The organism is Pseudovibrio sp. SCP20, from assembly GCF_057774105.1.
The window spans coordinates 1512622-1535560 of record NZ_JBYMDH010000001.1 but is presented as its reverse complement, the minus strand read 5'-3'; the positions used below and the strand labels follow the sequence as shown (position 1 = coordinate 1535560).

22 protein-coding genes are annotated in these 22939 nt (G+C 54.2%); 9 read left to right on the top strand and 13 right to left on the bottom strand.

The genetic code is table 11. From position 1 onward, the window contains the following. Positions 1 to 7: 7 nt before the first annotated feature. From lpxA to lpxB, 3 genes are read left to right on the top strand one after another with little or no spacing between them, the layout of a single operon-like run. Positions 8 to 808, top strand: coding sequence for an acyl-ACP--UDP-N-acetylglucosamine O-acyltransferase (gene lpxA, locus AC3CB2_RS06720; protein ID WP_352929828.1), 801 nt, complete (start codon positions 8 to 10; stop codon positions 806 to 808). Between the two features lie 17 nt (positions 809 to 825). After that, positions 826 to 1686, top strand: coding sequence for an LpxI family protein (locus AC3CB2_RS06715; protein ID WP_352929831.1), 861 nt, complete (start codon positions 826 to 828; stop codon positions 1684 to 1686). Beyond that, complete coding sequence (gene lpxB / locus AC3CB2_RS06710) at positions 1683 to 2879, top strand: lipid-A-disaccharide synthase (protein ID WP_352929834.1); 1197 nt, start codon at positions 1683 to 1685, stop codon at positions 2877 to 2879. Before AC3CB2_RS06715 ends, lpxB begins: the two co-directional genes overlap by 4 nt. 135 nt (positions 2880 to 3014) lie before the next feature. Here lpxB and AC3CB2_RS06705 read toward each other — a convergent pair whose 3' ends face one another. Genes AC3CB2_RS06705 through AC3CB2_RS06695 form a run of 3 tightly spaced genes read right to left on the bottom strand, consistent with a single transcriptional unit; the run spans position 3015 to position 4455 of the window. Further along, the gene (locus tag AC3CB2_RS06705; RefSeq protein WP_014285922.1) at positions 3015 to 3470 is read right to left on the bottom strand and encodes a hypothetical protein; all 456 of its coding nucleotides are present in this window, start codon (positions 3468 to 3470) and stop codon (positions 3015 to 3017) included. A gap of 10 nt (positions 3471 to 3480) precedes the next feature. After that, complete coding sequence (locus AC3CB2_RS06700; RefSeq protein WP_352929838.1) at positions 3481 to 3987, bottom strand: hypothetical protein; 507 nt, start codon at positions 3985 to 3987, stop codon at positions 3481 to 3483. A gap of 12 nt (positions 3988 to 3999) precedes the next feature. Beyond that, the gene (locus tag AC3CB2_RS06695) at positions 4000 to 4455 is read right to left on the bottom strand and encodes a hypothetical protein (RefSeq protein ID WP_352929841.1); all 456 of its coding nucleotides are present in this window, start codon (positions 4453 to 4455) and stop codon (positions 4000 to 4002) included. Positions 4456 to 4752: 297 nt separating this feature from the next. Here AC3CB2_RS06695 and AC3CB2_RS06690 point away from each other — a divergent pair, with 297 nt between their 5' ends. Then, entirely contained in the window at positions 4753 to 5217 is a 465-nt protein-coding gene (locus AC3CB2_RS06690) for a GNAT family N-acetyltransferase (RefSeq protein WP_352929844.1), read from the top strand. A 13-nt stretch (positions 5218 to 5230) separates the two neighbouring features. Here the strand turns inward: AC3CB2_RS06690 and AC3CB2_RS06685 are convergent, their stop codons facing one another. The 4 genes from AC3CB2_RS06685 to gltX all read right to left on the bottom strand — a co-directional run bounded on the left by AC3CB2_RS06685 (position 5231) and on the right by gltX (position 9535). Next, positions 5231 to 5716 (bottom strand): hypothetical protein, encoded by a 486-nt coding sequence (locus AC3CB2_RS06685; RefSeq protein ID WP_054785292.1) that lies wholly within the window; start codon positions 5714 to 5716, stop codon positions 5231 to 5233. 176 nt (positions 5717 to 5892) lie between these two features. Continuing rightward, on the bottom strand, positions 5893 to 6345 hold the full coding sequence (locus tag AC3CB2_RS06680) for a hypothetical protein (protein WP_352929847.1): 453 nt from the start codon (positions 6343 to 6345) through the stop codon (positions 5893 to 5895). Positions 6346 to 6586: 241 nt separating this feature from the next. Then, complete coding sequence (gene gltA, locus AC3CB2_RS06675; protein WP_008546659.1) at positions 6587 to 7879, bottom strand: citrate synthase; 1293 nt, start codon at positions 7877 to 7879, stop codon at positions 6587 to 6589. Positions 7880 to 8110: 231 nt separating this feature from the next. Continuing rightward, positions 8111 to 9535 (bottom strand): glutamate--tRNA ligase, encoded by a 1425-nt coding sequence (gene gltX / locus AC3CB2_RS06670; protein ID WP_352929850.1) that lies wholly within the window; start codon positions 9533 to 9535, stop codon positions 8111 to 8113. 521 nt (positions 9536 to 10056) lie between these two features. On the opposite strand from gltX, the gene AC3CB2_RS06665 reads away from it, so the two are divergent. Further along, positions 10057 to 12240, top strand: coding sequence for a ComEC/Rec2 family competence protein (locus AC3CB2_RS06665; RefSeq protein ID WP_352931735.1), 2184 nt, complete (start codon positions 10057 to 10059; stop codon positions 12238 to 12240). On the opposite strand, the gene lexA is transcribed toward AC3CB2_RS06665, so the two are convergent. From lexA to AC3CB2_RS06635, 6 genes are all read right to left on the bottom strand, one after another. Continuing rightward, entirely contained in the window at positions 12136 to 12858 is a 723-nt protein-coding gene (lexA, locus tag AC3CB2_RS06660; protein ID WP_041768631.1) for a transcriptional repressor LexA, read from the bottom strand. The two genes, AC3CB2_RS06665 and lexA, sit on opposite strands and share 105 nt — an antisense overlap. A gap of 263 nt (positions 12859 to 13121) precedes the next feature. After that, positions 13122 to 14336 carry a molybdopterin molybdotransferase MoeA gene (locus AC3CB2_RS06655; RefSeq protein ID WP_352929854.1) on the bottom strand — a complete coding sequence of 405 codons (1215 nt, stop codon included), beginning with the start codon at positions 14334 to 14336 and terminating at the stop codon, positions 13122 to 13124. Beyond that, on the bottom strand, positions 14333 to 14836 hold the full coding sequence (moaC, locus tag AC3CB2_RS06650; RefSeq protein WP_054785298.1) for a cyclic pyranopterin monophosphate synthase MoaC: 504 nt from the start codon (positions 14834 to 14836) through the stop codon (positions 14333 to 14335). Before moaC ends, AC3CB2_RS06655 begins: the two co-directional genes overlap by 4 nt. A 59-nt stretch (positions 14837 to 14895) precedes the next feature. Further along, positions 14896 to 15687, bottom strand: a complete 792-nt coding sequence (gene trpC / locus AC3CB2_RS06645; RefSeq protein ID WP_352929857.1) for an indole-3-glycerol phosphate synthase TrpC — start codon at positions 15685 to 15687, stop codon at positions 14896 to 14898. Positions 15688 to 15700: 13 nt separating this feature from the next. Continuing rightward, positions 15701 to 16738: an anthranilate phosphoribosyltransferase gene (trpD, locus tag AC3CB2_RS06640; RefSeq protein ID WP_352929860.1), complete on the bottom strand. Its 1038-nt coding sequence runs from the start codon at positions 16736 to 16738 to the stop codon at positions 15701 to 15703. A 145-nt stretch (positions 16739 to 16883) separates the two neighbouring features. Beyond that, entirely contained in the window at positions 16884 to 18770 is a 1887-nt protein-coding gene (locus tag AC3CB2_RS06635) for a SurA N-terminal domain-containing protein (protein WP_352929863.1), read from the bottom strand. A 245-nt stretch (positions 18771 to 19015) separates the two neighbouring features. On the opposite strand from AC3CB2_RS06635, the gene tpiA reads away from it, so the two are divergent. The 4 genes from tpiA (at position 19016) to AC3CB2_RS06615 (ending at position 22937) form a co-directional block, all read left to right on the top strand. Next, a complete protein-coding gene (tpiA, locus tag AC3CB2_RS06630; RefSeq protein WP_014285909.1) occupies positions 19016 to 19765 on the top strand; it encodes a triose-phosphate isomerase in 750 nt (249 codons plus the stop codon). A gap of 122 nt (positions 19766 to 19887) precedes the next feature. After that, on the top strand, positions 19888 to 20253 hold the full coding sequence (secG, locus tag AC3CB2_RS06625) for a preprotein translocase subunit SecG (RefSeq protein ID WP_014285908.1): 366 nt from the start codon (positions 19888 to 19890) through the stop codon (positions 20251 to 20253). A 177-nt stretch (positions 20254 to 20430) separates the two neighbouring features. Beyond that, entirely contained in the window at positions 20431 to 22059 is a 1629-nt protein-coding gene (gene pyrG, locus AC3CB2_RS06620; RefSeq protein ID WP_014285907.1) for a CTP synthase, read from the top strand. A gap of 23 nt (positions 22060 to 22082) precedes the next feature. Continuing rightward, a complete protein-coding gene (locus AC3CB2_RS06615; protein ID WP_352929866.1) occupies positions 22083 to 22937 on the top strand; it encodes a VOC family protein in 855 nt (284 codons plus the stop codon). Positions 22938 to 22939: the final 2 nt, after the last annotated feature.

Below are 22939 nucleotides of genomic sequence, written 5' to 3'. Positions count from 1 at the left end.
GTCATTGATGCAACAGATTCATCCCACCGCAATTATCGAGGATGGGGCCGTACTTGGAGAGAATGTCAAGATCGGTCCTTACTGCATGGTGGGGCCCAAGGTAACACTTGGCGATGATGTAGAGCTTGTTTCACATGTGGTGATCGCAGGACGGACAACCATTGGTGCCCGGACAAAGGTCTTTCCATTTGCAAGCTTGGGGCATCAGCCGCAGGATCTGAAATTTTCCGGCGAAGATACGCTTCTGGAGATTGGTGAAGACAACCAGATCCGTGAGCACGCGACCATGAACCCTGGCACTGCCGGTGGTGGTGGCGTCACGCGGGTTGGTAGTGGCGGTCTGTTCATGATGGGCACCCATGTGGGGCATGACTGCATCGTGGGCAATAACGTCATTTTGGCGAACAATGCGACGCTTGCCGGTCATGTGGAAGTTGAAGACTTTGTGATCTTTGGTGGTCTGTCTGCTGTGCGTCAGTGGTGCCGTGTTGGTTCGCATGCCATCGTTGGTGGTTTGACCGGCGTTGAGTTTGATGTGATCCCTTATGGTTCCGTTATTGGTGATCGCGCGCGCCTTGCCGGGCTTAATCTGATTGGTTTGAAGCGCCGCAACTTCTCTCGTGAAGAAATCCATGCTCTTCGTGGAGCCTATAAGGAAGTCTTCAACAGCGAGGAAGGAACGCTGCGGTCCCGCGCTGAGGCTGCGCGCACCAAATACGCTGAGTTTGAAGGTGTGCAGACGATGACGTCGTTCATGCTGGAAGATGAGAAGCGCCGGTTTTGTACGCCGCGCAACAATGGCGAATAAGGGTCTGTTTTGAGTTCATGGTGAAACAGGCACCTATTGCTGTGATTGCTGGTGGTGGCGATTTGCCGGGTCTGGTCATTCGTTCAGCTATGGCGCAAGGGCGTGAAGTCGTTACTATTGCGATTAAGGGGGAGGCAGATGCCTCCCTTTCTGCGTTTAATCCCGTCGAGCTTGGCTGGGGGCAGATTGGAAAGCTGTTCTCGACGCTGAAATCTAAAGGCGTGCGTGACGTTGTTTTGATCGGCGGTGTGCAGCGGCGCCCGGATTTCACATCCATCCTTGGGGATTTTGGTACGATGTGGCGCTTGCCGCGTATTATTGCTGCTGTGGTTGGCGGTGATGATCATCTGTTGGTGAAAGTTGCTGGGATATTTGAGCGAGAGGGACTGCACGTGGTTGGTGCTCATGAAGTTGCTCCTGAGCTGGTTGCAAGCCCGGGGCATGTGGCTGGTCCTAAGCCGAGCAAAAAAGCCTTGAGTGATATGACGCTTGCCATTGAGGCGGTGGATGCACTGGGCCGGCTGGATATCGGGCAGGGCGCGATTGCTGTTAATGCGCGCGTTGTGGCCGTTGAAGGGGCGGAAGGCACGGATGCCATGCTTGAACGTGTTGCCGCCTTGCGTGAAAACGGACGGGTTCGCTCAAAAGGGGCTGCGGGTGTGCTTGTGAAGTGTTCTAAGCCGCAGCAGGACCTTCGTTTGGATATGCCGGGCATTGGGCCGCAAACCATCCGCAAAGCCGCTGAGGCGCAGCTGCAAGGCGTTTGCGTGGAGGCCGGGCGTGTGCTTGTTGCTCATCGCGATGAAGTTGAGCGCCTCTGCGATGAGCTGGGTGTGTTTCTTTATGGCTGTACACGCGGCGAAGAGGCTGACACATGAGCGAGTTGAAAGCCGTAAAGCCGTTCAAACTGTTCTTTGTTGTTGGTGAAGAATCCGGTGACCAGCTCGGTGCTGAAGTGATCAAAGCCTTGCGGGCGCGCATTGGTGATCGCCTTGAGGTTTGCGGGCTTGGTGGAGAGCGGATGGCTGCGCAGGGTGTTCAGTCCATCTTTCCGCTGCACGATATTGCCGTGATGGGCATCACGGCTGTGCTGGAGCGTTTGCCAACCATTATACGCCGCGTGCATCAGACAGTTGATGCAGTGATTGCCGAGCAGCCGGATTTGCTGCTTATCATCGACTCCCCGGATTTTACGCATAATGTGGCCAAGCGTGTACGCAAGAAAGCGCCGCATATTCCGGTGGTGGATTATGTGAGCCCGTCTGTTTGGGCGTGGCGTCCGGGCCGGGCGAAGAAGATGGCGGCTTATGTTGATCAGCTGCTTGCGCTGCTGCCGTTTGAGCCGGATGCACATAAGCGCCTTGGTGGGCCGCCCTGCGATTATGTAGGGCATCCGCTGATTGAGCGTTTGAGTGATCTGCGTCCTGCTGCGGGTGAGCGTGCTGAGTTGGGAGATGGCAAGAAGCAACTGGTGGTGCTTCCGGGGTCTCGAACCAGCGAGGTTTCGCGGTTGCTGGAGCCGTTTGGCAAAGCTGTTGAGCTGATCTGTGCGCAGGACCCGGATGTGGAGGTGACCATTCCGGCGGTGCCGCATCAGGAACAGCGCATTCGCGAAGGCGTAAAGTCTTGGAGTGTGCAGCCGCGTATTGTGACGGGAGAGGCTGAAAAGTTTGCAGCTCTGCGGCGTGCCAATGCAGCGCTTGCGGCGAGTGGAACGGTTTCTCTGGAGCTGGCGATTGCCGGTGTGCCTATGGTGATTGCGTATAAGCTGGACTGGTTCTTCCGCCGTCTGAAGCAGATCAACCGCTTTATCAAGATTGTTGCGGTGGACACTATTGTGCTGCCGAACCTTGTTCTGGGTGATTACAGCATCAAAGAGTACATTGAGGAAGAGGCCAGCCCTGAAGCTCTCAGTAAGGGTGTTCTGGCGCTGCTTTCTAACAGTCCGGAGCGGCAGGCGCAGCTGGATGCGTTTTCTCGTATTGATGAAAAGATGCGTTTGCCTGAAGGTGAAAGCCAGGCGGGTAAAGCTGCGCGGATCATTCTGGAGACGGCTGGTCTCTCAGTTTAAGTGCTTTTCAAAATGATTCATAAAGTGGGTGTAGTCCATTGAAAACGAAGAGTCATTTGATCTGTCACTTAAAGCGGTGCTTTAAGTTGAAATCTGAAAGGCCTGAGGGGAACTTCAGGCCTTTTTTGTATGTGCTCAGTTACTCAGCACCTTGATATCGAGAGTGCCGCGGCAGGTGCCGTCTGAGAAGACGCCGGTGGCTTCCTGGCTTCCCACGAGGCCTGTGGCGGCCAGTTCCACATCAACGGGTGTTTTGCTCTCGTCATCCGGGAAGATGATTTCATACTCGTTCTCAATGGAGAAAATGCCAGCGCTCACGCTGCCGCCGATGGAAATCACGAGGATGTCGTGGCCTTTGTCGGTTCCGCGTTTGAGGGCGTCATTGGTGGAGTCTGGGTGGTTCTTGGTGGTGAAGCCTTCGCCGTAGCGCTTGGCGCAGGTGCCGTCATCCGGGCTGCCGTCTGTCATGGAGAGGTTGGAGAAGGTGATTTCTTTGTCGCCCGGACCCAACCTTTGGGCGACGGCCAGCGCAGAGGTGCTGGTGATGGCCAGTGTCGTAAGGATGATCGCGGGATAGAATAGAGCTTTCATGATATTCTCACTACTTCTTGTCTGGGCCATTGCTCTGTTTTGACGAGTAGGTCTTGCCGTTGTGCAAGGTTGTCAGCTCGATTGTTATTTCGCCGACGCATGTGCCGTCTGAGAAAACGCCGGTGGCGCGGCCTGCGCCTATAAAGCCTGTTGCTGCGAGTTGCAGTTTGACTGGCTGTCGGTTTCCTTCATTTGGAAAGGTGAACTTGTACTGGTTTTCAATGGAGTACACTCCGCTTCCGACATATCCACCTAGGTAAATGAGTTCGATCTTTTGACCTTCGGAGGTGGTAACCAGACGTTCCTTTTCAATCGTCGCTGCATGGCCTTTTGTTATGAAACTCTTGCCGTAGCGCTGTTTGCATATGCTTGCATCTGCCTTGTTGTGGAGCGGGGTGACATTCGAGAAGGTCGTGATTTTATCGCCGAGGCCAACACGAATGCTTAGCGCTTCAGCCACGGTTGTTGCGTGGCCAAAAATAAACAAGCTCAGAGCTGCACATATGACAGCTTTCATCGGGCGTTTATCCTATTGCTGCGCAGATTGGATGGTGACCTTGCCGCGGCAGGTGCCGTCGGAAAAGACGCCGGAGGCTGTGCCGCTGCCGATCAGGCCGGTGGCAAACATCTTCACGTCGATGGCTTCTTTGTGCTCATCGTTGGGAAAGATGATCTCGTACTCATTCTCGATGGACAGGATGCCATCACCAATGGTGCCTCCGGTGGAGGAGATGATGATGTCGTGGCCCTCAGTCGTTGTTTTCTGGGCTTCCTGTGAGTTTGTGTCGGGGTGATCGGTGGTTTTGTAACCTGATCCATAGCGTTTTGCGCAGGTGCCGTCATCGGGCGTTCCATCTGCCATTGTCAGGTCGGAGAATGTGACGGTTTCGTTGTCGCTGCCGAGGCTGTGATTGTCTGCCAGTGCTGCGGTGCTGACAAAGGCGATTGCGCCGAGGCTTGCTGCTGCGCAGAGAATTTTCTTCATGGGGTGCCACCACTCGTTGCTTTTTCCGGCCAAAGGCCGCGCAAAGAGTAGTCCTGCTGCGTTAACGCAAATGCTCCTGTTGCGCTTTGATTTTCATTAGGATGAAGAATAGGTTTGAAGCGTGCTTTTGGATTTAGCCAGTTTCTAATGCACTACACATAAACATAGGTGAAAACTGAAGGTTTGCGCGTTGGGTAGGCGTTTGTGCCTGAGGCATTGTGCTAGAGTTGCCGCTCTGTTGTTCTTATTGCCCGCCGCAGTCGTGGTTTAGGGCACATCCACACTTTGAGGTCTTTCATGAAAGTCAGAGAAGCCGTTCTGGCGGATGCTGCGGAAGTCAGCGGATTTTTGCAGGAGTTGGCAGCGCTTGGAAAGCGGAGCCTGCCGAGCGATGAAGAGTATGTGCGCTCGAACTACATTGCCCATGCAGACAGAATTCGCTGCTCTGTGGTTGAAGGTGAGGATGGGGCTCTGCTCGGCCTGCAGATCCTGAAACGTGCTTCAGAAGGCAATCCATACGATGTGACGCCGGGTTGGGGCATTATTGGCACGCATGTGCGCCCGAGTGCGGCGCGCCGTGGTGTTGGGCGGGTGCTGTTTGTATCCACGTTGGAAGCTGCGCAAGGGGCTGGCCTTGAGAAGATTGATGCGACCATTGGGGCGAGCAATCCGGAGGGGCTGGGCTACTATGAAGCGATTGGGTTCCGGACCTACAAAACCTCCGAGACATCCATCAGCAAGTGTCTGGAAGTGAGCGCGTAGTCAGCAGACGGTGTCATTTAACATTGATGACGGAGAACCTGCCGGAGCAGACGCCGTCAGAAAAGACGCCGCTGAACATTTTTGAGTTGATGAAGCCGGTGATGAACTGGGTGATCTCTACTTCCTGATCCGGTTCGTTGGGGAAGGTGATCAGCACCTGTGAGTGCTCGGCATAGATGCCATCCCCACGCAGCTCACTGCGGGCGTAGAGGCTGAACTTGTGGCCTTTATCGCTGACAAACTGGCCGCGCCGTCCATTGGGGTTCGGAGAAACGGTGTAGCCGTTGCCATAACGCTCTTTGCAGAACTCAACGCCCACCGCATCTGTAAGGACAGTCAGGCTTTGAATGGAGATCTGGCGGGATGTGGAGAGGCGCTTTAGGTCGGTGAACGGATTTGCCCGGTTGTCGCGATGAATGAACTGGCTGTGGGCTGGCCCCGGCATAGCAAGGGTGACGGCGAGCAAGACACCTGCATACTTCAGTTGGTTTAGGCGCATATACACTCCCATTTCGATCCCTGCTGTGTCCTACCTCTCATTTCGGAAAGTGTGGCGGCTGCGTTGCTGCCAGTTGCCTGCCTGCGGAGTTTAGAGAGTGCCGCTTAACGCATCAGTTCTGAACCAGCCTGTGTTTGAGAAAAATCCTAGGCTCTGCGGTTGGGTTTGAGAGAGTCTTAGGGCAGCGTCCATGGGCCAACGGAAACCTTGCCTGTGCAGGTGCCATCCGTGAAGACACCGCTGTAGCTGTCTCCGCCAATCAGGCCGGTGACGAACTGTGTGACCTCAATTTCTTCCTCTTCATTGCCCGGGAATGTCATCATGAACCGGTCATGCTCAGCAAAGATGCCTTGTCCCATGATCTCGCTGCGGTCTACCAGAGTGACTGTGTGGCCTTTGTCGCTGATGTAGGTGCGCTTTGGCGCTTCCTTGGAGGGGGAGACCGTGTAGCCGTCACCGTAGCGCTCAACGCAGATGGAGTTGTCTGAGGTGCCGTCCTGCATGCTGAGCTCGGAGATGGAAACGTCTCTGGTCGCTTCTGTAACGTCTGTGTTGGCTAATGCGTAGGGTGCCAGGCCGGTTGAGAAGAGGGCAACAGCCGCAAAAACGGGGAGAGGTACAAGGCGCATCAACACTTCCTTTCCTGATGCCGGTGGCATGCCAGACGCTGGCTCAAAGGTTGAGGATAGGGAAGTGGCGAGGCAAGAACAGGATTAAGATGCCTCATGGTTTGCAGGGGCTGAATGCAAACGGAATGTTTCAAATAAAAAAGGAGGCAAAATGCCTCCTTTTTCTGAAGTATCGCTAATCAGCTTCTTGAGCTTCGCTACATTTGCCGAAAACCGGAGACCGCTTTTCGACAGAATGTTTTTAACGACGCTGGTCGATTGGCTGATAGTCACGCTCGGAATAGCCGGTGTACAGCTGGCGTGGACGACCGATACGCTGGGAAGGATCTTCAATCATTTCCTTCCACTGTGCGATCCAACCTACTGTACGAGCCAGTGCGAAGAGCACGGTGAACATGGTGGTTGGGAAGCCCAGAGCACGCAGGGTGATGCCGGAGTAGAAGTCAATGTTCGGGTAAAGCTTCTTCTCAACGAAGTAAGGATCGGTGAGAGCAACTTTTTCCAGTTCCATTGCCACTTCGAGAAGCGGATCGTCCTGGTGGCCCAGCTCAGCAAGCACTTCATGACAGGTTTTCTGCATGATGCGTGCGCGTGGGTCGTAGTTTTTGTAGACGCGGTGACCGAAGCCCATGAGGCGGAACGGATCGCTCTTGTCTTTTGCACGTGCAACGTACTCAGGAATACGGTCAACAGAGCCGATTTCGGAGAGCATGTTGAGAGCTGCTTCGTTTGCACCACCGTGGGATGGACCCCACAGACATGCGATACCAGCTGCAATACATGCAAATGGGTTCGCGCCTGAAGAACCAGCAAGACGGACTGTAGAGGTGGAAGCGTTCTGCTCGTGGTCAGCGTGCAGGATGAAGATACGGTCCATAGCGCGAGCCAGAACCGGATTTACTTTGTATTCCTCACATGGAACTGCGAAGCACATGTGCAGGAAGTTGGATGCGTAGTCCAGATCGTTTCTTGGGTAAACGAAAGGCTGGCCAACGTGGTATTTGTAGGCCATTGCAGCAATGGTCGGCATCTTCGCGATCATGCGCAGGGAAGCAACCATGCGCTGGTGTGGATCGGAGATGTCGGTGCTGTCATGATAGAAGGACGAGAGAGCTCCAACGGTACCGGTCATGACTGCCATTGGGTGGGCGTCACGACGATAGCCTTTGAAGAAAGAGCTCATCTGATCGTGGATCATGGTGTGGTAGGTTACGCGGTGAACAAAGTCGTCCTTTTCTGCGCGTGTTGGCAGTTCGCCGTACAGCAGCAGGTAGCAGGATTCCAAAAAGTCGCCGTGTTCAGCGAGCTGTTCAATCGGGTAACCGCGGTAAAGCAGAGTACCTGCGTCACCATCGATGAAAGTGATCTTGGATTCGCATGAGGCAGTTGATGTGAAACCAGGGTCCAGTGTGAAGTGGTCAGTTTGCTTGTAAAGCGAACCGATGTCCAGAACATCAGGGCCCATGGAGCCAGAGTGGACGTTAAAGTCCCAGCTGTTGTCTCCAATAGTCAGTTTCGCTGTTTTGTCGCTCATATCAGGCAACCCCCATTTTGTATCTCCTCATGCGACTTGTTCCATTTGTGTACAAATGAATACACTGCATGATCTGACGTTTCCGCCCGGAGGAGAGTGTTGTCGTGGAACTGCCTATATCATTTGCCGCGATGGGGCAAGCACCCGCAACCACCGCTTTTAGTTATAAGTGAAACTACCGCTACGACCAACGGGCATTTGTAGCGGTAGTTTCTCTGAAATTTCAGCGGATTACGCTGCAAAATCACGAATGCGTGCGCAAGATTCGTCTTTTCCGAGCACGACAAGCACATCAAAGATGCCTGGGGATGTCCCACGACCAGTGAGTGCAGCGCGCAATGGCTGAGCTACTTTGCCGAGTTTCAGCTCTTCTGCTTCCGCTACTGCCTTAACGGCAGTCTCAGTGCTTTCCACGGTCCAGTCGGTGAGGGCTTCCAGAGCTGGGAGCACCTTGCCAAGAACAGCTTTTGCCTCGTTAGACAGGATCTTTTCAGCCTTTGCATCCAGATCCAGCGGGCGCTGAACCCACAGATAGCGTGCAGATTCCTGCAGCTCTACAAGGGTCTTTGCGCGCTCTTTCAGGCCTGGCAGGGCGGCCATGAACTTGTCCTGGTTGCCATCTCCTGCAAGCCACGCCATCACGTCAGCGCCGCCTTCCACATCCATCAGGTAGGTGAGGAAGTGCTGGTAGAGCTCTTCGTCGCCTTCAGAGCGCATGTAGTGTGCGTTCAGGTTTTCCAGCTTCTTGAAGTCAAAGCGGGAAGGAGACTTGCCGCATGCGTCCAGACCGAACCATTCGATCATCTGCTCGGTGGAGAAGATCTCGTCATCGCCGTGGGACCAGCCGAGGCGTGCCAGATAGTTGCGCATCGCGGACGGCAGGTAGCCCATTGCACGGTATGCTTCTGCACCAATCGCACCATGGCGCTTGGAGAGCTTTGCGCCGTCCGGACCGTAGATCAGCGGGATATGCGCCATAACTGGCACATCCCAGTTCAGAGCCTTGTAGATCAGGGTCTGACGTGCAGCGTTGGTCAGGTGGTCATCACCGCGCACGATGTGGGTTACGCCCATGTCGTGGTCGTCGACAACAACAGCCAGCATATAGGTCGGGTTTCCGTCAGAGCGCACGAGGATCAGATCGTCCAGATTCTCATTTGCGAATTTGACTGTGCCCTGAACCTGATCTTCTACAATGGTGTCGCCTTCCAGCGGCGCTTTCAGGCGGATTGCAGGAGCGATGCTGTCCGGAGCTTCAGACGGGTCACGATCGCGCCATGTGCCGTCATAGCGCGGCGGACGGCCTTCTGCGCGGGCCTTCTCGCGCATTTCGTTCACTTCTTCCGGCGTGCAGTAGCAATAGTAAGCTGTGCCTTCCTTAACCATCTGCTCCGCCACTTCGCGGTGACGATCAACACGGCCATACTGGGAGATCGGCTCGCCGTCCCAGTCCATGCCCAGCCAGGACAGGCCATCCAGAAGTGCGTCTACAGCTTCCTCGGTGGAGCGGGACCGGTCTGTGTCTTCAATACGCAGCAGCATTTTGCCGCCGCTGTGTTTAGCCAGCAGCCAGTTGAACAGGGCTGTACGGGCGCCACCAATATGCAGGTAGCCGGTAGGAGAAGGCGCAAAGCGCGTGACGACAGGTTTAGTCATAGCTCGTCCGGAAAAGTTTCAAGTTACTTCGAATAGTTTGGGGTAATTACGGCGGGGCGCCGTATCTCTGCGGGCTGTGTACCATAGCATTGAAAAGTTCCCAAGTGGCAGAAAGGGACTTAAGGGTGCGCGAGGGGCAATCATCCTCAGACAAGACGCAATCTGGTGGTTCGGCTCCCAGAATAGACGCGCTTTGCCTGAAGGGGGATAAGTTTTCTTCCTCAGCCTTTGAGGGGGATCTGTTGCCCGCTGAGGATGTTCTGGAGCCTGTGAGAACACAGCAACGCAGAAAAACGCAAATCAACGCAAAAAACGCACATAGTAACGCAACTGAGTGCTTTCATGAGGGAAATCAGCGTGTTGGGGTGTGGGAGCGATGTGTTGCGGCTGCGTTGGCCATTCGTGCTGCATTTTTCTGGATAGTGAGGCCGGATTGGCCGGCGGTAATAAGTTATGCCCGCACGGCTCTCTCTCAGGATTGGGATCGCGGGCAGGGCATTGTATGGTATGCGCTGAGCCATATGGCGGGCGTACTGGTATATTTTTCGCTGCCTGCCGAGCCTTACAGTGTTTTAAGCGGACTTTCCGCTATCTTATTGGGATTGTTTGTTTTTCGCAGAATGAAGCGTGGGCGGTCTACGATCGGTATTACAGCGCTTTTGTTTTTTGCGCTCGGCTTTTTTCTCTCGGATTTGCGCGTGGAATTTGCGCGCGGCGACCCGCTGGAGCGTCCTGTTACGCGGAAGGTGGAGGGAGTTGTCACCGGTCTCAAGCAGTCTGGGCAGCACTCTTACTCTGTGATCCTCGGAGAGGTGCTGGAACATTCCAAGAGGGGGACAACTCCGCTTTACTACAAAATCCGGCTTAGCCTGAAAGGGATGAAAGAAGCTCCGGTGATGGGGGATAAGATGCAGCTGAAGGCGCGTCTTCTGCCGCCTGGTGGGGCTGTGCGACCCGGCGGCTATGATTTTGCCCGAACTGCGTTTTTTGACGGGATCGGCGCGGTTGGTTATGCGCTTTCCAGGCCTGTTGTGCTCACCCGTGATGGGGGCACTGGATTTCTGCAGCATGTGGATACGATACGAAGCAGTATCGCTGGACGCATCCGGCGGGTGTTGGATTATTCGCCAGAAAGTGCTTTTGCTGTTGCTCTCCTTGTAGGTAAACGGGACTATCTGGCTTCCGCTGATAAAGACGCCCTGCGCAACGCCGGCCTCGCACATGTCCTCGCTATTTCCGGTATGCATATGGGGCTGGTGACCTCTCTGGTTTTCCTCGCGGCGCGGCTGGTTCTGTCTCTTAGTCAAAGCCTTGCTTTGAAGGGACATATTCACGTTTACGCTAGTATCGCCGCGTTGATTGCGGCAACGGTTTATCTCAGTTTGTCAGGGACTTCTGTCGCCACACAGCGGGCTTACATGATGGCGGTGCTGATCTTATGCGCTGGACTGCTTGGTCGCCGTGCGTTCAGCCTGCGCGGACTTGCTCTCGCCTGCCTCCTCCTTTTAAGCCTGCGTCCAGAGGAGATCTTATCCCCGGGCTTCCAAATGTCCTTCATCGCCGTCCTCGCATTGCTGACAGCTTACTCCTTTGGCAAAGACTGGCTTCGGGACGATCGGGAAACCTATGTTTTAAAAGGGAAATCTAGTGTTCTGCGCACTCTCAGAAAGCCCGCAAAGTGGCTTTTTGCCTGTGCAATGACCTCCCTGATCGCAGGCGCCGCAACCGCTCCAATTGCTGCAATGCACTTTGAGCAGATCGCACCCTATGGGGTGGTTGGTAACGTGCTGGCCATGCCGCTGGTGACCTTTGTGGTTATGCCCCTTGGCCTGCTTGCCCTGCTCACGATCCCACTTGGCGCTGATGCGTTCTTTCTGCAGGGCATGGAGGTGGGGTTATCTCTGGTGCTGAAGGCAGCCTACTGGGTGAGCGCGCTGAGTGATGGGCTCACCAATCTGGGTGTTGCCAGTGTCTCTGGTTACCTGTTGGTGATCCTTGCAAGTATCACACTCTGCATCATGCCGCTGCGTCTGAAATGGCTTTCCGTACCAGCATTTGCAGCGGGCCTCATAGGCTTTGTGGTGGAACAGCCACCTGATGTGATGATTGCCGATGCAGGTAAGCATATCGGGTTTTATGGTGAGGACGGGTCCTTCCGCCTCACATCTTCACGTATGTCGTTCGCTGCTGATAGCCTGCTGCGGGTAGGGGGATACTCTGCGAACTCCTTCAAAGAGCATAAAACGCGGGCAGCAGACCGTTCCTGTGATGAGGAGGGCTGTGTGTTGGCGTTATACCCGCACGGAGCGATGGGCGGTGGAGGGGAGCAAAGGCCGTCAGTCATTCTGGCGCAGTCGAAGGTGGAGGGCGTTCTGGAGGCTGATTGTCAGCTGGCATCCATCATAGTGACCCAAGCTCAAGCCCCTTTCAGCTGCAATGCTGAGCTGGTTTTGGATCAGAAGACTTTTGGAGAACGAGGCTCGGTTTACATCTGGTTGTCAGACCAAGCGGAAAACGGGCATAAAATAAAAAAAGTGCGCTGGGCATATGATGCTCAGCGCAGACCTTGGAATCCTAAATTGCCTATAGCAACCAGCGCTTTAATAGCGGCGGAAGAGCGCAATCATCTTGCCCTGAATGCGGACGCGCCCCGGGCCGAAGATGCGAGTTTCGTAGGCGGGGTTGGCCGCTTCAAGCGCGACTGAGGCACCTTTTTTGCGCAGGCGTTTCAGGGTTGCTTCCTCATCATCGATCAGCGCCACGACGATTTCACCGTTATCCGCAGTGTCGCCGCGTTTAATCAGCACTGTATCCCCGTCGAAGATGCCTGCGTCGATCATGGAGTCACCTTTGACTTCCAGCGCGTAGTGTTCACCGCGGCCCATCAGGTCTGCAGGCATTGCAATGGAATGGCTCTGATGCTGGATTGCTTCGATTGGTACACCCGCTGCAATGCGGCCCATCACCGGGATTTCCAGCGTTGGCACTTCGTCAGGAGACGGTGTGCGTGGTGGGGGCGGCGTGGCGACCTTCTTGCTCAGCGAGCCTTCAATGACCTCAGGCGCAAAGCCCTTTTCCTTGGCCGCAGGCTTCAGGCCGGGTGCAATGGATTCAGGCAGCTTGAGGATTTCCAGCGCTCGGGCTCTATTTGGCAGGCGGCGAATGAAGCCGCGCTCTTCCAGAGCTGTGATCAGCCGGTGAATGCCGGATTTGGAACGGAGGTCCAGCGCGTCCTTCATCTCATCGAAGGAGGGTGGAACACCTGCTTCCTTCAAGCGTTGATGGATGAACATCAAAAGCTCGTGTTGCTTCTGTGTAAGCATCTTTTATCCCCGTTCGCTCCTAAGCGCAGATTGAAAGTGAGCGGCCATACTCTCCGGTTCCGGAGATGACCATTCGTTGATTTGCATTCCCAACAAGCTGAAAGACTTCAACTTCTGCGATTGGGAGGACAAAACACGAACGTACTCTACCTGTTCTCATTGTGTTCTGCAATGGGTTTGTTGCGTTTAAGCCCTGCTAGAACTGGGGGAATTGGATTTTGATGGGTGAGTGGACAGGGGTTGTCCACTCTCGTCTTTCGGATTTAGCGTAGCTTGAGAAGCTCAACTTTTTCGCCTGCCGATGCAGCCGGTGCGTGTGGCGGGCGAACAATCAGAGCGTCTGCTTTGGTGAGCAGTGCAAGCATTGAGGAATCCTGCTTACCAAACGGCTCGGTTGTCAGATTGCCTTGCGCGTCGGTGCTCAGGCTGGCGCGCAGGTAGTCCTGACGCAGGTCGTTTGCAGGCAGGTCAGCGGTCAGCGTGGCTTTGGTAACGCCTTGATTTGCCAAAGCTACTGTGCGGCCCAGCATTTTGTCGAGGAGAGGTCCAAGGAAGAGGAGGGCGCAGACAAGACTTGATACCGGATTGCCCGGCAGGCCGAGGACTTTCATCGGGCCAAGAGCGCCTGCCATGAGTGGTTTGCCCGGACGCATGGCAATTCGCCAGAAGCCGAGCTCCATGCCTTCTGCTCCGAGCACGTCCTGAATGAGGTCGTGGTCGCCAACAGATGCGCCGCCGAGCGTGACCAGAACATCGGCTTTGGCCTCAATTGCCTGCTTGACGCGAGCTGTGATTTCTTCAGGCTGGTCCGGGGCGATGCCCAGCATCATTGGGATACCGCCGCAGTTTTTCACAAACTCTGCGATGCCGACCTGGTTGGAAGCGATGATTTGATTCGGGCCCGGTGTCTGACCCGGTTCAACAAGCTCGTCTCCGTTTGCGAGGATGGCGACAACCGGCTTCTTGCGCACCGGCAAACTTGCGTGGTTCATCGCGCCTGCAAGGGAAAGCTCGCGGAAGCCGAGTGGGGCGCCTGCTTTGAGGAGGATCTGGCCTTCTTGGAAGTCCAGTCCGGCAGGGCGGATGAACTTGCCAACAGTTACGCTCTCTTGGCAGAACAGGTTATCCCCGTCGCGGCGGGCATTTTCCTGCATCAGGATCGCATCCGCACCAGCTGGGACCGGTGCACCTGTGAAGATACGCAGGGCTTCGCCGTCTTGCAGTGTGCCGTCGAAGTTATGCCCGGCAGCGACTTCACCGATAACCTTTAGTGCGCGCTCAGGATCTTCTGTGTCAGCTGCTTTTACAGCATAACCATCCATTGCGGAGGCGGAGAACGGAGGTTGGGTCCGGGTTGCGGCAACATCTTGTGCCAACACGCGTTCGCCTGCTTCCAGAAGCGGTAAGCTTTCGCTTGCGGTTGGGTTTACGTCCTTGAGGAGGCGGTCGAGTGCTTCTTCGATGCTGATCAGGCTCATTTGGAGTTATCCTCCTCAGCCAGATAGTGACCGGACTTACCACCCTTTTTCTCCAGCAGGCGAATCTCACCAATCTCCATGGAACGATCAACGGCTTTGGCCATATCGTAGATCGTCAGGCACGCAACAGAAGCAGCTGTCAGCGCTTCCATCTCAATGCCAGTCTGACCAGAGACCTTTGCGAAGACTTCAATCTCAATGCCCGGCAGCTCCGGGTTTGGTGTGAAGTCCACCTGTACCTTGGAAAGAGCCAGCGGATGACACAACGGGATCAGCTCATGGGTGCGCTTGGCAGCCATGATGCCGGCGATGCGCGCCGTTGCCAGTACGTCGCCTTTCTTGGCATTGCCGGAAAGGATCATGTCCAGAGTCTCACGCTGCATCTTCACCTGACCGCCAGCGCGGGCGATGCGTGAGGTGACCTCTTTCTCCGAGATGTCGACCATATGAGCCGCACCACTGTCATCAAGGTGAGTGAGTTTTGGAGAAAGTTCTGACATTTTCTTGCCTCTGGACACAGTTTGTTCAGGTCATTGCCTTTTGCAGGCTGTTGATTTTCTTAGCGTTTAAGCAGCGCTTTGGTGGCGTTCTCTAAATCGTCCTGCCGCATCAGGCTTTCACCGATGAGGAAGGTGGAGATGCCGGATTTTTCCATGCGGGAAAGATCTTCGGGAGTAAACAGGCCGCTTTCGCCCACGATGATCCGGTCTTGCGGGATCAATGGGGCAAGACGTTCACTGGTCTCCAGCGATGTCTCGAATGTTTTCAGGTTGCGGTTGTTGATGCCGACGAGTGGTGAGGTGAGCTTCAGCGCGCGTTTCAGCTCAGCCTCATCATGCACCTCAATCAGTGCATCCATTCCAAGCTCAAAAGCTGTGTCTTCCAGCTCTTTGGCCAATGCATCATCAACGGCTGCCATGATGATAAGGATACAGTCTGCACCCCAAGCGCGGGCCTCATGCACCTGATAGGTGTCGTAAAGAAAGTCTTTGCGCAGGACTGGCAGGGAGACTTCATTGCGGGCTGCGACGAGGTACTCTGGCTTGCCCTGGAAGGACGGTGTGTCGGTCAGTACGGACAAACAGGCCGCGCCACCTTTTTCATAGGCTTTTGCGAGTGCGGGCGGGTTAAAGTCCGCGCGGATCAGGCCTTTGGACGGGCTGGCTTTTTTTACCTCAGCGATCAGCGCGTACTCACCGTTTGCATGCTTTGCTTTCAGTGCGTTTGCGAAGCCGCGGGTTGGAGTTGCTGCCTTGATCGCCGCATCCAGATCAGCCAGAGAAGTTTGCGCTTTTGCAGCGGCAATCTCTTCACGTTTGTAAGCTTCGATTTTCTTAAGGATATCTGACATGGGATCCGTGGTCTTAGAGTTTCATGTTAGCAGCTGTTGCAGCGTCGGAGGCTTCAACAAGTTTGTCCAGTCGGGAAAGGGCGGTACCTGTATCGATTGCCTGTGCAGCCATCTCTACACCGTCTGTGAGGGTGGAGACTTTATCAGCAACGATCAGGGACGCTGCGGAGTTGAGCAGGACGATATCGCGGTACGCGTTCTTGGCGCCTTGCAGTACTTCTCGCAGGGCTTGAGCGTTCTCTTTTGGATCGCCACCCTTCAGATCTTCCGTCTTTGCAACAGGCAAGCCTGCATCTTCTGGTGAGATGGTGAAGGTGTTGATGCTGCCGTTTTTCAGTTCGGCGACAAAGGTCGTTCCGGTCGTGGTGATTTCATCCATGCCATCGGAGCCGTTGACGATCCAGGCTTTCTCTGTACCTAATTCTTTCAGGGTGTTGGCGAGCGGCTCAACCCATTGCTGTGCGAACACGCCGGTCATCTGGCGCTTTGCGCCTGCCGGGTTGGCGAGAGGGCCGAGCAAGTTGAAGATGGTTCTGGTGCCGAGTTCGATGCGAGCCGGGCCAACGTGGCGCATGGCTTTATGGTGGTTTGGCGCGAACATGAAGCCGATGCCGGCCTCGTGGATGCAATGACTGATGCCGTTTGCGTCCAGATCCAGATTGATGCCCAGTTCAGCCAGCGCTTCAGCAGAGCCTGATTTGGAGGAGAGGGAACGGTTGCCGTGTTTGGCAATTGTTACGCCGCAGCCTGCGACCACAATCGCTGTGCAGGTTGAGATGTTGTAGGAGCCGGATGCATCACCGCCAGTGCCAACAATGTCGATGGCGTGGTCTGGTGCCTTTACCGGGATCATCTTGGCGCGCATGGTCTCGACTGCTGCGGAGATTTCGTCGATGGTTTCGCCGCGCAAGCGCAGGGCCATCAGGAAACCTCCAATCTGAGCAGGAGTTGCGGCGCCTGACATGATGATCTCGAATGCCTCACGGGCCTGAGACCGGTCCAGTGCGTTGCCGTCAGCGACAATTCCAATGAGATTTTTCAAATTGCTCACGGCGAAAACTCCCTCAATCCCTCAGGTAATTCCTTAATGTACACAAAGGCTAACTATTAGATAGCTTTAGGAGGGCTGTCTAGGAGATAAACAAAAGCCCGCCACACTTAAAAGTGTGGCGGGCTTGTTTTCGACAAGGTTTTGTCTACTGGCGATCCAGGCCGGTCAACTGATTGAAGACTGCCTGATTTATGAGGACGCCTTCAGTCTGTTCCAGCTGGTTGATGAACTGGTTAAGCAATGAGCTTTCCAGTGCGCCTGTCAGCTGGGTGTTGATGCGCTGAGCGTTCTCTGACTCTGTCATGAAGGTCGGAGCTGTTGTGTCCGTCAGAACCAGAAGAATCCGATCTTCATTGTTGCCAGGAACCTGCGCTGCGGTGCCTTTAGGTCCGGAGAAGGCTGCTGTAACAGCTGAGCCGGAAAGACCCTGTACGCCACCGTTGCGGGTGAATGGCTGAGAGGTCGTTGTTGTCAGGCCTTCAGCTGCTGCGATCTCGGAAAGCGATTTTCCTGCTTCCACTTCCGCAATCAGGGCTTTGGCTTTTTCTTCCAGCAGTTCACCGGTGCGGTTTGCTGCCCAGTCAGCGGTCACAGCCTCTTTGACTTCAGAGAGTTCTCTGTCGCGGGAAGGTGTGACTTCTTTGACTTCGTACCAGAGGTGACCGGTGCGGCCGATTTCCAGCGGATCGTTTTCAATGCCAACATCGGTTGAGAAGACGGCTGTGGTCAGCTCGTTTGCGACTGGCAGTTCAACGGTTTCGCCTGCTTCGTTATTGCCGGAGGCGTCGAAAGCAGGGGTGTTGATCAACTCCAGATCAAAGCGTTCTGCGATCTCTTCAAAGGTGCTGCCGCCTGCGCGTGCATCTTCCACTTCGTTGAAGAGGTCTTCCACTTCATCAGCGGCGTTTGCCTGAGCAACGACAGTGCGCAGTTCGTCTTTCACGTCTTCAATTGGCTGAACAGCAGCTGGTTTGATTTCTTTTGCAAAGAGGATGGCGTTGGTGAACTGGCCTTCGACCACGTTACTTGCCTGACCTTCTTGTAGAGCAAACGCAGCGTCTGCGATCTTCTGATCAAGGAAGCCTGCCTTGTTCATGAGGCCGAGATCGACGTCTTTTTCGGTCAGATCGCGCTCATTCATCAGGTCTTCAAAGGTCTTGCCAGAATCCATCTCAACCACAGCAGCTTCTGCTTCCTGTTTGGTTGGGAAGGAGATTTGATAGATGCGGCGCTGTTCCTGAGACTGGTAACGGTTTTTGGTGCGCTCATATTCCTGAGCGATCTCTTCGTCCGTTACGTTTTCAGGCTTTGCGATTTTGTCTGATGTCAGCTCGATGATGGTCGCGCTGCGGTACTCAGGTGCTTTATAGTTGCCTTTGTTTTCTTCGAAGAACGCGTTGAGTTCTTCGTCAGTCGGCGCAGGAACGTGGGTCAGAGAGCTTTTGGGCAGTACGAGGTATTCAACAGTGCGCTCTTCCATTGCGTACTTGTCGAAAGCTTCGAGCATGGTTTCTGGCACTACAATGCCACCAATAACGGCTTCGGCGAGCTGCTGGCGCTCTGCGACGAGCTGCTGCTGCATGACGAACTCGTCTTCGCTCATGCCGAGATTGTAAAGTACCTGACCGAGACGATTGCGGTCATAACCATTCACACCCTGAAAGGCTGGTGTCTCCTGAATGGTTTTGATGATTGCTTCATCTGAAACGCCGATGCGCAGCTTTGATGCTTCATTATCAAGCGCAGCTTCAGCGACTAGGCGGCCCAGAACCTGAGCTGGTACACCAAATGCAGCGGCCTGTTCCTGTGTGACAGGCTGGCCGACGCGGCGTGACAGCTGGTCGAGCTCGCGTGAATAAGCTCGTTGGAAATCCTGAGCTGAAATTTCTTTGTCACCAACTGAGGCAACAGATGTGGAGCCGATTCCAGTAAAGACGTCAGCGATCCCCCAAACTGCAAAGCTGAGCACCAGAAGGCCGATCAGGATCTTTGCAAACCAGGAACCTACGCTATTACGTAGCGCGTCGAGCATAATTTTATCCGTTCTCTTGTTGAAGGCGAGGGACAGTCTCCCCGCGCACACATGCAAGGCCGCCGGATAATAGTGTTCCTTTCGCCGTGGGGCAAGTTTACACAACATAAAGCCTGTGAGATTCGCCGTGAGATACGAAGTTCATCGCACTAGCGGTAATCCACTATGGGACTTAAGTGTTTTTTCTGCTAGTGAGCACACATTCCATATGGGAATCTAGAATTCATATTTGGGGAACGGATCAAATGACTAATCGGCCACTTGTTGCTGGTAACTGGAAAATGAATGGCACCAAAGCTTCTGCTGCAGAGCTGGAAGCTATGGGTGCGGGATACGACTCAGCACTTGCCGAAAAAGTAGAGCTTCTGATTTGCCCTCCTGCATTGCTGGTTGCACAGCTTGCTTCTCAGGACAAAATCGCGATTGGCGCCCAAAACTGCCACGCTAAAGAAAGCGGCGCGCATACTGGCGACATCTCCGCTGAGATGATCCGTGATGCTGGCGGCAAATTTGTTATTGTTGGTCACTCCGAGCGCCGTGAAGACCATGGCGAATCTGACGCAGATGTTTGCGAGAAAGCAGAAGCTGCTTACCGCGCTGGTCTGGTTGCCATCGTTTGTGTAGGTGAAGTTGAGAGCGAGCGCCGCGCAGGCACCACTCTTGATGTTGTTACCAAGCAGGTTCTTGGTTCTGTGCCAGCAGGCGCAACCGCTGAGAACACTGTGATCGCTTATGAGCCAGTCTGGGCAATCGGCACTGGCTTGACGCCAACACCTGCTGATGTGGCTGAAGTTCATGCGTCTATCCGCGCAACACTCATTAAGCAGTTTGGCGATGAGATTGGCGGCAAAATGCGCGTCCTTTATGGTGGCTCTGTTAAGCCTACCAACGCAAAAGAACTGCTTGCGGTTGAAAACGTTGACGGTGCACTGGTTGGCGGTGCAAGCCTGAAAGCGGCGGATTTCCTTGGAATCGCTGAGGCTTATCGCGGCTAATATTAGTCGGATTATAATAATATTCTTAGCAGTCCACCAATTTGCTGCGCCTTTAGGGTAGAAAGGCGCAGCAAATTCGGTTAGAAGGCCGACTAACGAATTCATTAAACCTACGGATACCTATGGAAACCGTTCTGATTGTTATCCACCTGATGGTCGTCGTTGCGCTGGTAGCAATGGTTCTACTGCAGCGCTCCGAAGGCGGCGCATTGGGTATTGGCGGCGGTGGCGGCGGTGGTGTGATGAGCAGCCGTGGTACAGCAAATGTGCTGACACGCGGTACTGCGATTCTTGCTGTCTGCTTCTTTGCAACTTCACTCGCTCTTTCTCTGCTGGCACGCTACGACGAGCGTCCAGGTTCTCTGCTTGATCAGGTTCCAGCCGGTTCCGCAACTCAGGGTACAGAGCAGGGCGGCGGCAATGGTCTTCTTGACCAGCTTCAGCAGCAAAGTCAGCCAACTGGCCCGCAGGTTCCACCTGCACAGTAATCTGCTGTAAAGCAGAAACAGTTGAAATATACGTTTGACGGCACCGCACCTTGTGCAGTGTCCGTCATTCGTGCGTTCAGACATAACTCAAATATCCAGGGTATTGGATTATCAGGCACTACTCTAAGTGTGCTTCCCTACTGATAAATTCCGCCCTTTCTAACGTGGTAGCGATCCATGGCACGGTACATATTCATCACCGGTGGTGTTGTTTCTTCTCTCGGGAAGGGACTTGCCTCCGCAGCTCTTGGTGCGGCTTTACAAGCGCGCGGATACAAGGTGCGACTTCGTAAGCTCGACCCTTATTTGAACGTTGATCCAGGTACCATGAGCCCTTACCAGCATGGTGAGTGTTATGTGACCGATGATGGCGCTGAAACTGACCTGGATCTTGGTCACTACGAGCGTTTCACTGGCCGTCCGGCAAACAAGCAGGACAACATTACCACTGGTCGCATTTATCAGGACATTATCGCGAAAGAACGCCGCGGTGATTACCTGGGTGGTACTGTGCAGGTGATTCCTCATGTGACTGACGCGATCAAGAACTTCGTTCTGGACGGTAATGAAGGCTATGATTTCGTGCTCTGCGAAATCGGCGGTACCGTTGGTGACATTGAAGGTCTGCCATTCTTTGAAGCTATTCGTCAGCTTGGCAACGATCTGCCACGCGGACAGGCTGTTTACATCCACCTGACACTGCTGCCTTACATTGCAAGTGCTGGTGAAATGAAAACCAAGCCAACACAGCACTCTGTTAAAGAGCTGCGCTCCATCGGTATTCAGCCAGATATTCTCATGGTTCGCTGTGATCGCCAGATCCCTGAGAATGAGCGTCGCAAGCTGTCCCAGTTCTGTAACGTTCGCGAAGAAGCTGTTATCCCTGCATATGATGCAAAGAGCATCTACGAAGTGCCGCTGGCCTACCACAAAGAAGGTCTGGATGAGCAGGTTCTAGATGCATTTGGTATCACAGGTGCTCCGGCTCCTGATCTGTCCCGTTGGGAAACCATCGTTCATTCTCTGTTTAACCCAGAGGGTGAAGTCACCATCGCAATCGTTGGTAAGTACACCGTTCTGAAAGATGCATATAAGTCCCTGATTGAAGCGCTGGTTCACGGCGGCATTGCGAATGGTGTGAAGGTCAATCTTGAGTGGATTGAATCTGAAGTCTTTGAAAAAGAAGACCCAAGCGAATTCCTTGCGAATGTGAACGGTATTCTTGTTCCTGGCGGCTTTGGTGAGCGCGGATCTGAAGGTAAGATCGCTGCCGCACACTATGCACGTGTGAACAACATTCCCTACTTCGGTATCTGCTTTGGTATGCAGATGGCTGTTGTGGAAGCTGCTCGCAACATGGCTGGTATCGCTGATGCGAGCTCCACCGAATTTGGTCCTGCAAAAGAGCCAGTTGTTGGTTTGATGACTGAATGGACTCGCGGAAACGAAAAAGAAGAGCGTCATGCGGAAGGCGATCTGGGCGGTACCATGCGCCTTGGTGCTTATGATGCGGTTCTGAAAGCTGACAGTAAGATTGCTGCGATCTATGATTCTACCGAGATCTCCGAGCGTCACCGTCACCGTTATGAAGTGAACATCGGCTATCGTGAGAAGCTTGAAGAAGCTGGCCTCATCTTTGCTGGTACGTCACCAGATGGCGTTCTGCCTGAGACTGTAGAGATTGACAACCATCCGTGGTTCATCGGTGTGCAGTATCACCCAGAGCTGAAGTCCCGCCCGTTTGAGCCGCATCCGCTGTTCTCCTCATTTGTAGGTGCTGCGCGCGACAACAGCCGTCTGGTTTAATCTGCTGTTTTGGGGGAAACGCTTTGACCAAGGGAATTGACCACATTGTGCTTGCTGTAAACTCTTTGCAGGATGCAGCAGGACACTGGGAACAGCTGGGATTCAAGGTGACGCCAACTGCGCGTCATCCTTGGGGAACTGAGAACCGTCTCGTCCAGCTGAATGGTAGTTTCCTTGAGGTTTTGGCGATTGGCGAAGGTGCTGAGCTGACAGAGCCGAGTGAAGGCGTTTTCTCTTTCGGTGCATTCAACCGTGACTTTCTGCTGAAGGGCGAAGGTGCTTCCATGTTTGTTATGGACAGCACTAGCGCTGCGGAAGATCGTAGGGCCTACAATGCAGCTGGCCTTGCAGAGTACGCGCCATTTTCCTTTGAGCGGATTGCTGTGACGCCAGAAGGTGAAGAACGCCAGGTCGCGTTTGATCTGACGTTCACCACTGATCCGCTCAGTGCGGAAATGGGCTTCTTCACTTGCCACAACAAATTTCCTGAGAACTTCTGGAAGGCTGACTATCAGTCGCATCCGAACACTGTTCGCGATCTGACTGAGGTGGTTTTCGTGGCTGATGATCCGGCAGACCATCATGAGTTCCTCAAGGCATTCATTGGAGAGCGTACTGCACGACTTTCTAGTCTCGGTGTTGAGATTGAGACTGCTCGTGGGACTGTAAAGGTGCTGTCACCAAGCGCTTATGAAAGCCTTTATGGTGTGAAGGCGCCTGTTGACCGCAAAGGTCTGAAGCTGGCTGCCTTGGGATTTGCTGCAGAAGATCTTGAGAGCTTTTCTTCCTATGCCAAGGCTCTTGGTGGACGCAAGCACGGTGATTTCTGGGTTATAGAGCCCGAGCGAATGGCCGGTGTGACTGTTTTCTGCAGCTGATC